The following is a 12,534-nucleotide window of genomic DNA, read 5'->3' as shown; positions in this document are numbered from 1 at the left end:
CAGGTGAAAGCAGCGCCCGAGCGAGAGGTCGACCGCTCCGTCTCGCAGACCGTGAAGGCGCAGCTCGCGCTGCGCGACCAGATCCTGTCGGGTCGCTTACGGCCCGGCGAGCGCATCTCCGAGCTGCAGGCGGTGGAGACGACCGGCGCCTCGCGCACGCCGGTGCGCATGGCGCTGGTGCGGCTCGAGGAGGAAGGCCTGCTGGAGGCGATTCCCTCAGGCGGCTTCATGGTGAAGGCGTTTTCCGAGCGCGACATCTCCGATTCCATCGAGCTGCGCGGCACGCTCGAAGGGCTCGCCGCGCGCTTCGCAGCCGAGCGCGGCGTTTCCGCGCGCGAGCTCGAGCCGCTGAAGGAGTGCCTTGCCGCAATTGACGAATTGCTGCGCCAGGTGCCGATCTCGGTCGACGCGTTCTCATCCTATGTCACGCTGAACGCGCGCTTCCACGCACTGCTCACGGAATTGTCGCGCAGCCCGCCGCTGATCCGGCAGATCGACCGCGCTTCGGCGCTGCCGTTCGCCTCGCCAAGCGGTTTCGTGATGGCGCAATCGGCGCTGCCCGAGGCGCAGCAGATTCTGATCATCGGGCAGGAGCACCATCGCGTCGTGATCGACGCCATCGAGAACCGCGAAGGCGCCCGCGCCGAGGCCGTGATGCGCGAGCACGCGCGCCTCGCAGTGCGAAACCTGCGGCTTGCGCTGCGCAACCGCACCCATCTCGACCTCTTGCCGGCGCTCGCGCTGATCAGGACCGCAACCGACTAGGGCAATCGCCATGCGCTTCATCGAAACCTGGATTCCGGCAACGCTGGTCGCGACGCGCGATCTTGCGCCGGGCATCCGCGAATTCTTGATCCTGCCGGATCAGTTCGACGGCACGGCCTATCCGGTCGGCAGCCACATCAATATCAGCGTGACCATCGACGGCCTGCCGGAGACGCGATCCTATTCGCTGGTCGGTGAGGCGTCCTCGCGCGGATTCAGGATCGCGGTGCGCCGCGCCGAGGATTCCCGCGGCGGCTCGCGCTACATGTGGCAGCTCACCCCCGGGGCTCGGCTCGACATCACCCGGCCGGCTTCGCTGCTCGCAGTCGACTGGACGCGCGAAAACTATTGCCTGATCGCTGGCGGCATCGGTATCACGCCGATCCTTGGCGCCGCACAGGCGCTGGCGCGTCGCGGCGTTGATGTCACGCTGCATTATGCCGTGCGCTCGCGCACCGATGCCGCCTATCTCGACGATCTCGCCAAAATGCTCGGTGAGCGCCTGCTCGTTCACGCGAGCGACGAGGGCCGGCGACTCGACCTCGATGCGCTGTTCGGATCATTGCCGCAAGGTGCGCTGGCGCTGTTCTGTGGCCCGATGAGGATGCTGGATGCCGCGCGCCACGCCTGGATCGGCGCCGGCCATCCGCTTCCCGATCTCCGCTACGAGACCTTCGGCTCCAGCGGCACGCTGCCGACCGAGACGTTTCGCGTGCGCCTGAAGGGGACCGATGTCGAGCTCGAAATCCCGCGCGAGCGCTCGATGCTTGATGTGCTCAATGCCAGCGGACACGACGTGATGTACGATTGCAAGCGCGGCGAATGCGGCCTGTGCGCGATCGACGTGGTCGAGGTCGACGGCGAGATCGATCATCGCGACGTCTTCTTCAGCGATCACCAGAAGCAAAGCAACCAGAAGATCTGCGCCTGCGTCTCCCGCGCCCGCGGTACCATCACCGTGGACACGCTGCTCCGGGAAGATGCGGTCTGACCGGAGCTGGAAGGCGTACTCGGAAACCGCGATCAGCCTGAAGGCTCGCGCATCCGCCCTACTTTCGGAGCGGGCGGGTGCAGGTCGTCCTGGCGAGGCAGCTAAGGGCGGTGACGAAGCGGGCTTTGCAGCGTCAATGGGCCGGCAAGAGCGCTTCGTGCGGTCCACCAATCATGATAGGTTTGCTCTCGGCAATAGATGCGTTCAGCCGGTCTTGGACAGCAAGGGTGGAGGTTCTGCCATGAAATCCAATTCTGTCTCGCTGGCAGTCGATGCGTTCGCCACAGGGCGAGCTGACGCGCTGATTTTAATCGGCCGCATTCTCCTCGCGTGGGTATTCGTCGGAAGCGCGTATGGAGCAATATCCAACTTCAGCGGCTCTGTGGGGTATTTCAGGTCCCTGAATCTTCCAGCACCCGAGCTGTTCACGATGACGAACATCGTACTGGAAGTATTGATATCCGTTGGTTTGATATTGGGCGTCGGTACGCGCTACTGCGCAATTCTGACGTTTGTGTTCGTATTGGCGGCAACGGCTATTGCGCACCGCTACTGGGAGTATCCCGCGGGTGCGCAGCAGATCGGTCAATACAACCACTTCCTGAAGAATGTCTCGATCATGGGAGGCGCGATGTTGATCTTCGTCACCGGGGCGGGCCGGTTCAGTTTCGATCGGGCATCGTAGCCGAGATCACTTCAAGTCGGGCTTGAAAGCTTCCTCTATCGCGCGGCGGATGCTCTTTGAGAGCTGTTTCAGGGTCTTGCTCACGAGGGCGAAGAGAAGCATCAACCATGTCGCAAGCGCGGCACACCACAGCACGACTTCAAATATCTCAGGCATGATGATGCCCCTCAAAAATAATTACTTTGAAATGAGGCAAGTGTTGCTTAATGGGGCCGACACGGCAAGCCGTCTTGAGAGTGGTAGCGCGCCGAAACACTCGGAAACGCTCTCAAAACAGCGGACAGCCTTAGGTCAGGGATGCAGACCAACCCTATGACCGCGAAGACTGGCGCGGGATGCAGAACTGCCTGGCAGTGATTCATTTGCAAAGGGTGGCTTGAAGAAATTCTGCCCTGCGCGAGTCTGCTTCACCCCTGGAAGCGGACCGCCTCACATTTGCGAGTATTTCCCTACGCCGCGTAAGTCGCCCGCTGCTTTTTCGTGTTCAACAGCGCCAGAACGCCATCGGCCGACACCGGCCGGCTGATCAGATAGCCCTGCGCTTCGTCGCAACCGAACTGGCGCAGAAACTCGAGCTGGTCGGCGGTCTCGACGCCTTCCGCAACCACGCCGATGCGCAGGTCGCGCGCCAGCGAGATCACAGACTTCACGATCGCGGCGCAGTCGGGCTGCACCAGCATGTCGCGGATGAAGGACTGGTCGATCTTGATACGGCTGAACGGCAGCTTGCGCAGATAGGTGAGCGAGGAGAAGCCGGTGCCGAAATCGTCTAGCGCCACCGTGATGCCAAGCTCGAGCAGCGCGTTCAGGATTGACGCCGCGGAGCCGTATTTCGACAGCAGCATCGATTCCGTGATCTCGACCTCGAGCCGGTGCGGGGCGACCTTCGCGTCCGCGAGCGCCTGCACGATGGTCTGGAGGATGCCGGTGCTGTGAAACTGCGCGGCGGAGAAGTTCACGGCGACCCTGATGTCCTCCGGCCAGTCCGAAAGCGTCGCGCAGGCACGCCGGATCACCCATTCGCCGATCTCGTGGATCAGCCCGGTCTCCTCGGCGATCGGGATGAATTCGCTCGGCGGCACCAGTCCGCGCCGGGGATGCTGCCAGCGCAGCAGCGCCTCGAAGCCGGTGATGCGGTTCTCGCCGAGATCGAGGAACGGCTGGAACACCAGGAACAGCTCGTCTCTGGCGATGGCGCCTTCGAGGTCCGCTTGCAGCGCCTTGCGATCGCGTGACACCCTGTCATCGGCTTCCTCGAAGAAGCAGACCGTGCCGGGACCTGCTTTCTTGGCGCGATACAGCGCCGCGTCGGCATTCTTCATGATGTCGAGCTGCGTGGTGCCGTCGCGCGGCGCCAGCACGATGCCGACGCTGGTCGCGCCGGCGATCTGGCGGCCCTCGATCTGGAACGGTTCGTCGAAGGCCGCGACGAAGCGTTCGGCGATCTCGAGCGCATCCTCCGGCCGTGCCAGATTGGCCATCACCAGCGCGAACTCGTCGCCGCCAATTCGCGCGACGTGCTCGGCCGCGCGCGTGCAGCGTTGCAGCCGGCCTGCGACCTGGATCAGGAATTCGTCGCCGGCGGGGTGGCCGAACTTGTCGTTGACTTCCTTGAAGCGGTCGAGGTCGAGCAGGAGCACCGCGAATTCCTCGCCGGACAGGGCCATCCGCCGGAGCGCGGCTTCGAGCGTCTCGTTGAAGGCGAAGCGGTTGGGCAACAGCGTGAGGGGATCCTGCCGGACCGTGCGCTCGGCCTCGATCTGCCGGATCACGCGCCGCGCGAAAGCGAATGAATTGACGAACACCGCACGCAGCAGCACGCTGCCGTAAACCACCACCAGGATGGCCATCAGCACATAGGCGGGATCGCCGTCGCGGCCGAGGCAGATGGCGATGCCGACGAAGATGGGGCTCGTGAAAGCGATGGCCGCAATCGGGATCGTGGCGAAGGCTAGTGCGCCGCCGGCCAGCATCCCCGAGCAAAGGCAGGTGATGACGAGCTGGCCGCCGGTCGCGGCATTCGCGAAGAAGGCGACCGGGACGATGCCCCAGGCAACGCCGAGCACGAAGGCGTTGCGCACCAGCCGATGCATCGCCCGACGCGAAACGAATTGCGGTTTTGTGATCCGGCGCGAGGCGTGGGATTGCAGGCCGAACGCGATCGCGGCGCCGGCCACGATCGCGGCCCAGGCCAACGCAAACTTCCAGTCCGGCGAATGCCAGAGCGCGATGGCGAGTACGGCCGCGTTGCAGGCATTGGCAAGCATGATGCCGACGGAGTAGCCGAGCACCAGTGACATCTGATCGGCGCGGATATGTCCGGCGACGGCTTCGTCGGTTGCAGGACCGCCAAAGGCCGACAGATCGCCGGCGAACAGCCGCGCGAAATAGCTGGTCGTTTGAGTCCGCATTCCAGGGCCTAGCAGCATGGGCCGTTTGTCCGGCTCGATCAGGAGGATTCGCTGCAAACCTTTGACGAAATATGAATTATCCCCGCTGGCCACGATCGCCATGGCCACTTCTGCGTGTTCAAGCGAGGGTATCGATAACAAATCGATACAAATGCGGCGCCCCGCGTTACGGTTGTAACAGTGGGCCGATCGCAGAACGCGCTCGGCCTTCATGGTTCGAGACGCGCCGCAAGGCTGCGCTCCTCACCATGAGGGTCTAAGATGTTGCCGCGGAGCAGGCCTCATCCTGAGCAGCCCGCTGAAGGCGGGCGTCTCGAAGGATGGCCGCGAGGAGGCTGCCAGCCCGCTCTGTTGCCAAATGTGCCGAACGTCACCGCCCGAGCTGCTTCGGATCATAATAGAACCGTTCTTCGATCAGCTGATCGCCCTGCCAGGTCTGCCACGCGATCTCATCCAGCGTTCGGACGACGCCTTCGGCATTGGTGAAGCTGAACCGCCAGCGTGTCGCGACGTGATCGCCCTCGATCAGGCTCGGCCCGATGCGGACGGCCTTGACCTTCCTGGAGGCCGCGAGCACGCCGCGCTCCTTGGCGACGAGCTTGTCGCGGCCGACTGTCGGGGCGGCGTTGTTCTCATAGGTCGCGGCATCGGACGTGTAGTACTGCTCGATCGCTTCGACAAACTCCCCATCCTCCAACCGCTTCGCAAAAGCTTCGACGACGTCACGGCTCGGCATGGCGCACCTCACGATTAAAACAGACTGATAGTCGGTAAATACCGACCGGTAGTCGAAAAGTCAACTGGCCGGGTGCGACGAATTGGACTAGACGGGAGCGATGGCAAAGCAGGCGGAGCGGCGGGCGGCGACATCCGAGGCGATCCTGACGGAGGCGCGGCGCCTGTTCGGGACGCAGGGCTTTGCCGCGACCACCGTGGACGACATCGCGGCGGCCGCGGGCGTTGCCAAGGGCGCGGTCTATCATCACTTCAAGACCAAGGAGGTGGTGTTCGAAGCGGTGTTCGATTCTGTCTCGCGCGATCTCGTCGCCGAGATCGACCGCACCGCGCGCGCCGAGAAGGACGTGCTCGCCGCGATGGTCGCCGGCACGCAGCATTACTTTGCGGCGACCGCCAAGGGCCCGACAGGTCAGATCATCCTGCGCGACGGCCCGGCCGTGCTCGGCTGGGAGCGCTGGCGGGAGATCGACGCGCAGCATTTTGGCGGTAAGATGCCGCGCGCGCTGTCGGTGGCGATGGAGGCCGGCCTCATCGCAAAGCAACCGGTCGAGCCGCTGGCGCGGCTGCTGCTCGGCGCGGTGACGGAGGCGGCGGTCGCCTGCGCCGGGCGCACGGATATCGCAAGGGCAGGGGCGGAATATGCCCGTGCGTTCAAGTCACTGGTCGAGGCGCTGCGTCTACGCGCATGATTGTGCTAGTGACGAACCGGAAACGCCCACACCAACAAAAAGAACAGTAGCGCATGAACGCAAATTCCTCCCTCGCGCCGTCCGATCCTGAGTTCGACTACATCATCGTCGGCGCCGGCTCCGCTGGCTGCGTGCTCGCCAACAGGCTGTCTGCGAACGGCAAGCACAGCGTGCTGCTGCTCGAGGCGGGACCTAAGGATTCCAACATCTGGATCCACGTGCCGCTCGGCTACGGAAAACTGTTCAAGGAGAAGACGGTCAACTGGATGTATCAGACCGAACCGGAGCCCGAATTGAAGGGGCGCCAGGTGTTCCAGCCGCGCGGCAAGACGCTGGGCGGATCGAGCTCGATCAACGGCCTGCTTTATGTCCGCGGCCAGCACGAGGATTACGATCGCTGGCGCCAGCACGGCAATGCCGGCTGGGGCTATGACGACGTGCTGCCCTATTTCAAGAAAGCCGAGAACCAGGCGCGTGGCGCCGATCAATATCACGGCAGCGGCGGCCCGCTGCCGGTGTCCAACATGGTCGTGACCGATCCGCTGTCGAAGGCCTTCATGGATGCCGCGGTCGAGACCGGTCTGCCCTACAACCCCGATTTCAACGGCGCCACGCAGGAGGGCGTCGGCCTGTTCCAGACCACGACGCGCAACGGCCGCCGTGCCTCGACGGCGGTGGCCTATCTTGGACCCGCGAAGACGCGCAGCAATCTCAAGGTCGAGACCGAGGCGCTCGGCCAGCGCGTGCTGTTCGAGGCACGCCGCGCGGTCGGCGTCGAATACCGGCAAGGCACAACCGTGCGCCGGGCCCGCGCGCGCAAAGAGGTCGTGCTGTCGAGCGGCGCCTACAACTCGCCGCAGCTCCTTCAGCTCTCCGGCGTCGGCCCTGCCGATCTCTTGCGCAAGCACGGCATCGATGTCGTGCTGGACGCGCCGGGCGTCGGCCACGATCTCCAGGACCACATGCAGGTCCGCATCGTGATGCGCTGCTCGCAGAAGATCACGCTCAACGACACCGTCAATAATCCGTTTCGCCGCACGTTGGCCGGCGCGCGCTATGCGCTGTTCCGGAAGGGCTGGCTGACCATCGCGGCCGGCACCGCGGGCGCGTTCTTCAAGACCAATCCTCGCCTCGCTTCGCCCGACATCCAGGTGCACTTTCTGCCGTTCTCGACCGACAAGATGGGGGAGAAGCTGCATGATTTTTCCGGGTTCACGGCGTCGGTGTGCCAGCTCCGGCCCGAAAGCCGCGGGACCTTGCGCATCAAAAGCGCGGATTCGACCGCGCCGCCGGAGATCCGCATCAACTACATGTCGACCGAGACCGATCGCACCACCAATGTCGAAGGCCTGAAGATCTTGCGCAAGATCCTGAATGCGCCGGCGCTGAAGCCGTTCGTGGTCAGCGAGTACGATCCTGGCGCAAAGGTATCCACGGATGGAGAGCTGCTCGATTATTGCCGCGAGCGCGGCAGCACCATCTACCATCCGACCTCGACCTGTCGTATGGGCAATGACGCGCTGGCGGTGGTGGACCAGCGGCTGAAGGTGAGGGGGCTCGAAGGCCTTCGCATCGTCGACGGTTCGATCATGCCGGACCTCGTGTCGGGGAATACCAACGCGCCGATCATCATGATCGCCGAAAAGGCCTCCGACATGATATTGGAGGATGCGCGATAAACATTGCGCTGAAAGGACATTCGACTTGGCTACGCGACTGAAGATCGGCACACGCAAGAGCGCGATGGCGCTGGCGCAGACGGAAGAGATCGCGCGCCGCCTGACCGCCGCCATGCCCGATCTCGATGTCGAGATCGTCAAGTTCGACACCACGGGCGATCTCGACCAGACCGGCAAGCTGCTGCCGCATGGCGGCAAGGGCGGCGCCTTCGTGGCGCAGATCCGCGCTGCCGTGCTCTCCGGCGAATTGCAGGCCGCGATGCATTCGCTGAAGGACATGCCTGGCAACGAGGACACGCCCGGCCTCGTCATCGGCGCTACGCTATCGCGCGATCCCCCGAGTGACGCACTGGTGCTGCGCGATGGGGTGACGCTGGAAGCGCTGCGCCAGTCGCGCGGCAAGGGTTTCAAGATCGGCACCAACGCCGTGCGTCGCGCCGCCTATGCGCGGCGGCTGTTTCCCGATGTCGAAGTGATCCACTTCCGCGGCGCCGCTGACACCCGCGTGCGAAAACTCGACAATGGCGAGAAGCAGAAGTTGCCGGATGGCGGCGCGGTTGGTCCCGCCGATGCGCTGATCATGGCGCGTTCCGGTCTTGACCGCGTCGGCCTCTCGCACCGTATCGCCTATGAATTCTCCGCGGCGGAGATGCTGCCCGCGGCAGGGCAGGGCATCGTCGCCGTGGAATGTGCCGCGCAGGACTGGCAGACGCGGCAGATCCTGGCATCGATCGACGATCCCTCTGCGCACGCTTCTGCCGATGCCGAGCGCGAGGTGCTGTGGGTGCTCAACGGCCATTGCAATTCGCCGGTGGCGGGTTTTTCGACCATCGCAGGCGATCAGATGTCGCTGACGGCGTCCGTGCTCGACCTCTCCGGCAACACCATCATCGAAGCCTCGCACACGGGCCCCGCCAACCGCCCGCGCGAGCTCGGCCGTGCGGTGGGACTGGAGCTGCTGACGAAGGGCGCCGCCGAGATCATCGAGCGCAGCCGGCCGCGCTAAATTTTGAGAGCGCAGTACGTACAGCATCCGTCATTGCGAGCGTAGCGAAGCAATCCAGGCTGTCACCGCCGAGAGATTCTGGATTGCTTCGCTGCGCTCGCAATGACGGCGCGGAGCCTCAGCCCCGCACGCGCTTCAGCATCTGCTCGACATGGGCGATCGGCGTCTCCGGCTGGATGCCGTGGCCGAGATTGAAGATGAAGCGCCCTTGCGCAAAGTTCGCCAGCACGTTGTCCACAGCGCGATCGAGCGCAGCGCCGCCTGTGATCAGCACCAGCGGATCGAGATTGCCCTGCACGGCGACGCGGCTCTGCACGCGCTCGCGGACGAAGGCCGGCTCGGCAGTCCAGTCGATGCTGACGGCATTCACGCCGGTCGCCTCGACGTAACCGGGCAGTTGCGCGCCGGCGCCGCGCGGAAAACCGATGATCTTCGAATCGGGCACTTTTGCGCGCACGCCTTCGACGATGCGCCGGGTCGGCTCGACCGACCAGCGCGCGAACTCGGCCGGCGGCAGCACGCCGGCCCAGGTGTCGAAGATCTGCAACGCATCGGCACCGGCCGCGAGTTGCGCCAGCAGATATTCGATCGAGTTCTCCACGAGCACGTCGATGATTTTCGCAAACGCCTCCGGATGCCGGTAGGCCATCATCCGTGCCGGCGCCTGGTCGGGCGTGCCCTGGCCTGCGACCATGTAGGTCGCCACCGTCCACGGCGCTCCGCAGAAGCCGATCAGTGCGGTCTTGGGATCGAGCGCACCGCGCACGAGCCTGAGCGCTTCGAACACCGGTTTGAGCTTGCTGAAGTCGGCGTGCGCGGCGAGTGTCGCGACTTTTGCGGGATCATCCAGCGGCTCCAGCCGCGGACCCTCGCCAACCTCGAACCGCACGGAACGGCCGAGCGCATAGGGGATCACCAGGATGTCCGAGAAGATGATCGCCGCATCGAAGCCGAACCTGCGGATCGGCTGCAGCGTCACTTCGGCGGCAAGCTCCGGGTTGAAGCAGAGATCGAGGAAGCCGCCGGCCTTGGCTCGCACCTCGCGATATTCCGGCAGATAACGCCCGGCCTGCCGCATCATCCACATGGGCGGGGTAGCCTGGCGCTGGCCGGAGAGCACGTCGATGAAGGGCTTTGTCGCAGACTGGGGCACGGACGGTCCTATCAAGATTGAGGTTCCTGATACACTGCCGGAAGCCGGAGCGGAACAGTGGAACCAGCGCAAATGCACCGCGTTGACCTCCCAATCGAGGAGGACTCCATGGCTGAGACATTCAATCCCGCGCCGCACGACAAGCACGCTGATGATCTTGGCAAGGCGCTGGCCGCCGATCGCCATACCAGGCTTGAAGCCGGGCTGGAGGACAGTTTCCCTGCGTCCGATCCGGTCAGCGCTGCGCAGCCGACACCGTCGAAGGCCGATGCGGACGCCGACAGTCCCTCGCTCTGGGACAAGGTTAAGTCGATCTTCAGCTAAGGCCGACGTTCAGCGAGCGCCGGGGCGCTCGGTTTCCGATAGGGTCGCTAACGCATTGTTAGCGATCCAGCGACGCTCCAGTCCGTAGGAGTACGGGAAAACCCGCATAACGCTGCGAATGTCCTCAAGCGTTTCAGGGTTCAATAACAGAAGCGGTGGAAGTTCCGGCGATCGGAGATTTCTGCCGCATGACCGTCGCCTCACAAAGAGCCGGATGGAGCCGCCTGCCGTTGCGCGCGGCGGCGTTCGTCGTGCTCACTTGTGCGACCATCCTCGGCGTCAGCGGCTGGCGTGAATGGGCCGCGCGCGATGCCGTGCTCAAGGGCGCCGAGACCGAGATGGCGAATGTTGCGCGCTCGCTGACGCAGCATGCGGAGGACAGCCTCGACCTGCTGGATTCCGGCGTCGTCGGCGTCGTCAGCCGGCTGGAGATGGACGGCGCCGAACCCGCCACGATCGCCAAGCTCAGGAACCTCTTGGAGGCGCGCAAGAAGGCGATCGCGCGCATTCACAGCCTCGCCATTATCGACGACCAGGGCAACTGGCTGACCTCGCCGGGCACGATCGGCTCGACGCTCAGCGACGACGCTTTCTTCCGTCATCACCAGCTGTCCTCGAAACGGGAGCCTCATGTCGGCCATCCGGTGCGGAGCCAGCTCGATGGCGAATGGGTCGTCACCCTGTCGCGCCGCTTCAACAAGCAGGACGGCAGCTTCGGCGGCGTCGTGCTTGCGACCATCAGCGCGAACTATCTCGCGCATTTCTACGAGCAGTTCGAGCTCGGCCGCAACAGCTCCGTGGCGCTCGTGCATGGCGACGGCATGATCATCGCGCGCAATCCAAGCAACGACAGGTTCGTCGGCCGCAGCGTCGCCGACACCCCGCTATTCCGCGACGCGAGCCTGCAGCAGCCGGGCGGCGCATACCATTTCAGGTCGCCGCTGGACGGCGCCGAGCGCGTCAGCTTCTTCAAGCGCTCTGGCCGTTATCCGCTCGTCCTGCTTGCCATGGTCGACAAGGCCGAGCTGCTGGCGCCCTGGCGAGCCGCGGCGATCTCTCGCATGCTCTACGTGCTCGCGCTGGTCGTGCTGATCGCGGTCATCGGCGCGGTGCTGGTGCGGCAGTTGCAGCGGGGCCAGCGCATGGCCGCGGCCCTGGTCGAGAAAGAGGCGCATTTCCGCCTGCTCGCGGAAGGCTCCAGCGACATGGTGACCCGCATCGGGCTCGACGAGCGGCTGCGCTATGTCTCGCCCTCGTCGGTTCGCGTCGTCGGCTGGCGGCCCAATCAGCTGATCGGAACGCCGGCGCTCGCCGGCATCCATGCGGATGATCGGCCGCAGGTCCAGGCGCTCGTCGATGCCATGAAGCGTGGCGAAAAGGACGAGGCGCGCGTCACCTATCGCAACGCGCACCGGCAAAACTCGGAAGTCTGGCTCGAATCGACCATGCGGGTGACGCGCAAGGAAAACGGCAGCGTCGACGGGGTGGTCGCGATCTCGCGCGACATCACCGAGCAGAAGAAGCTGGAGACCAGGCTCGAGACGCTCGCGATCGAGGACAGCCTCACCGGGCTCGCCAACCGCCGCCGCTTCGACGAACGGTTGAAGGAGGAATGGGCGCGCGCCTATCGCGACCGCTCCAGCCTCGCTTTGCTGATGATCGACGTCGATCACTTCAAGGCCTACAACGACGAATACGGCCACCCCGCAGGCGATGCCTGTCTGCGCGTGGTGGCGAAGGTCATCGCGGCCGAGATGCAGCGCGCCGGAGATCTGGCTGCGCGCTACGGCGGTGAGGAATTCGCCATGCTGCTGCCGAACACCGATGCCGCCGGCTGCGCGCGGATCGGCGAGCGGATCCGCCGGGCGATCCGCGAGGCGGGCCTCGTCCACAGCACCAATCACGCGTCGGGCTGCGTCACCGCTTCGCTCGGCGGCGCGGCCTGCCGGCCCGCGCTGGAACGCACCGCCGGCGTGGGCTCGCTCGTCGAGGCAGCCGATCAGGCGCTCTATGCGGCGAAGCAGGGTGGGCGCGACCGCCTGATGATGTCGGTCGAGGTGGCGAGCCTGCTGCCGAAAGCGTCAGGGCTGTAG

General features: G+C 64.8%; 12 protein-coding genes. 8 read left to right on the top strand and 4 right to left on the bottom strand.

The genetic code is table 11. The features are described from left to right. Positions 1-3 precede the first annotated feature (3 nt). From AB7290_RS34520 to AB7290_RS34510, 3 genes are all read left to right on the top strand, one after another. The gene (locus AB7290_RS34520) at positions 4-765 is read left to right on the top strand and encodes a GntR family transcriptional regulator (RefSeq protein WP_028148569.1); all 762 of its coding nucleotides are present in this window, start codon (positions 4-6) and stop codon (positions 763-765) included. Between the two features lie 10 nt (positions 766-775). Beyond that, positions 776-1,756: a PDR/VanB family oxidoreductase gene (locus tag AB7290_RS34515; protein ID WP_085399121.1), complete on the top strand. Its 981-nt coding sequence runs from the start codon at positions 776-778 to the stop codon at positions 1,754-1,756. A 241-nt stretch (positions 1,757-1,997) separates the two neighbouring features. After that, complete coding sequence (locus tag AB7290_RS34510; protein WP_071917677.1) at positions 1,998-2,441, top strand: DoxX family protein; 444 nt, start codon at positions 1,998-2,000, stop codon at positions 2,439-2,441. A 6-nt stretch (positions 2,442-2,447) separates the two neighbouring features. Here the strand turns inward: AB7290_RS34510 and AB7290_RS34505 are convergent, their stop codons facing one another. The 3 genes from AB7290_RS34505 to AB7290_RS34495 form a co-directional block, all read right to left on the bottom strand. Continuing rightward, on the bottom strand, positions 2,448-2,597 hold the full coding sequence (locus tag AB7290_RS34505) for a hypothetical protein (RefSeq protein ID WP_166084486.1): 150 nt from the start codon (positions 2,595-2,597) through the stop codon (positions 2,448-2,450). A gap of 293 nt (positions 2,598-2,890) precedes the next feature. After that, positions 2,891-4,852, bottom strand: coding sequence for a putative bifunctional diguanylate cyclase/phosphodiesterase (locus AB7290_RS34500; protein ID WP_085399130.1), 1,962 nt, complete (start codon positions 4,850-4,852; stop codon positions 2,891-2,893). Positions 4,853-5,222: 370 nt separating this feature from the next. Next, positions 5,223-5,588 (bottom strand): nuclear transport factor 2 family protein, encoded by a 366-nt coding sequence (locus AB7290_RS34495; protein WP_085399120.1) that lies wholly within the window; start codon positions 5,586-5,588, stop codon positions 5,223-5,225. Positions 5,589-5,688: 100 nt separating this feature from the next. On the opposite strand from AB7290_RS34495, the gene AB7290_RS34490 reads away from it, so the two are divergent. From AB7290_RS34490 to hemC, 3 genes are read left to right on the top strand one after another with little or no spacing between them, the layout of a single operon-like run. After that, entirely contained in the window at positions 5,689-6,279 is a 591-nt protein-coding gene (locus AB7290_RS34490) for a TetR/AcrR family transcriptional regulator (protein ID WP_085399119.1), read from the top strand. A 53-nt stretch (positions 6,280-6,332) separates the two neighbouring features. Beyond that, on the top strand, positions 6,333-7,958 hold the full coding sequence (locus AB7290_RS34485; RefSeq protein WP_441254240.1) for a GMC family oxidoreductase: 1,626 nt from the start codon (positions 6,333-6,335) through the stop codon (positions 7,956-7,958). A gap of 25 nt (positions 7,959-7,983) precedes the next feature. Continuing rightward, complete coding sequence (gene hemC / locus AB7290_RS34480) at positions 7,984-8,964, top strand: hydroxymethylbilane synthase (protein ID WP_085399117.1); 981 nt, start codon at positions 7,984-7,986, stop codon at positions 8,962-8,964. 118 nt (positions 8,965-9,082) lie between these two features. Here hemC and hemE read toward each other — a convergent pair whose 3' ends face one another. After that, entirely contained in the window at positions 9,083-10,117 is a 1,035-nt protein-coding gene (gene hemE, locus AB7290_RS34475; RefSeq protein WP_085399116.1) for a uroporphyrinogen decarboxylase, read from the bottom strand. A gap of 108 nt (positions 10,118-10,225) precedes the next feature. Between hemE and AB7290_RS34470 the strand changes: the two genes are divergently transcribed. Then, on the top strand, positions 10,226-10,441 hold the full coding sequence (locus tag AB7290_RS34470; protein WP_071917675.1) for a hypothetical protein: 216 nt from the start codon (positions 10,226-10,228) through the stop codon (positions 10,439-10,441). 188 nt (positions 10,442-10,629) lie between these two features. After that, complete coding sequence (locus AB7290_RS34465) at positions 10,630-12,534, top strand: diguanylate cyclase domain-containing protein (RefSeq protein WP_085399129.1); 1,905 nt, start codon at positions 10,630-10,632, stop codon at positions 12,532-12,534.

It is taken from the genome of Bradyrhizobium sp. 613_E4_N2_2, assembly GCF_052075995.1.
In the GTDB taxonomy this organism is placed as follows: domain Bacteria; phylum Pseudomonadota; class Alphaproteobacteria; order Rhizobiales; family Xanthobacteraceae; genus Bradyrhizobium; species Bradyrhizobium barranii.
Note: the sequence above shows the minus strand (reverse complement) of the source record. Positions and strands in the feature narration are given on the sequence as shown.

Excerpts from the sequence above, each read along its gene's own strand:
- AB7290_RS34515 (WP_085399121.1), top strand. The coding sequence starts at position 776 with ATGCGCTTCATCGAAACCTGGATTCCGGCAACGCTGGTCGCGACGCGC.
- AB7290_RS34510 (WP_071917677.1), top strand. The coding sequence starts at position 1,998 with ATGAAATCCAATTCTGTCTCGCTGGCAGTCGATGCGTTCGCCACAGGG.
- AB7290_RS34505 (WP_166084486.1), bottom strand. The coding sequence starts at position 2,597 with ATGCCTGAGATATTTGAAGTCGTGCTGTGGTGTGCCGCGCTTGCGACA.
- AB7290_RS34500 (WP_085399130.1), bottom strand. The coding sequence starts at position 4,852 with ATGCGGACTCAAACGACCAGCTATTTCGCGCGGCTGTTCGCCGGCGAT.
- AB7290_RS34495 (WP_085399120.1), bottom strand. The coding sequence starts at position 5,588 with ATGCCGAGCCGTGACGTCGTCGAAGCTTTTGCGAAGCGGTTGGAGGAT.
- AB7290_RS34490 (WP_085399119.1), top strand. The coding sequence starts at position 5,689 with ATGGCAAAGCAGGCGGAGCGGCGGGCGGCGACATCCGAGGCGATCCTG.
- AB7290_RS34485 (WP_441254240.1), top strand. The coding sequence starts at position 6,333 with ATGAACGCAAATTCCTCCCTCGCGCCGTCCGATCCTGAGTTCGACTAC.
- AB7290_RS34470 (WP_071917675.1), top strand. The coding sequence starts at position 10,226 with ATGGCTGAGACATTCAATCCCGCGCCGCACGACAAGCACGCTGATGAT.
- AB7290_RS34465 (WP_085399129.1), top strand. The coding sequence starts at position 10,630 with ATGACCGTCGCCTCACAAAGAGCCGGATGGAGCCGCCTGCCGTTGCGC.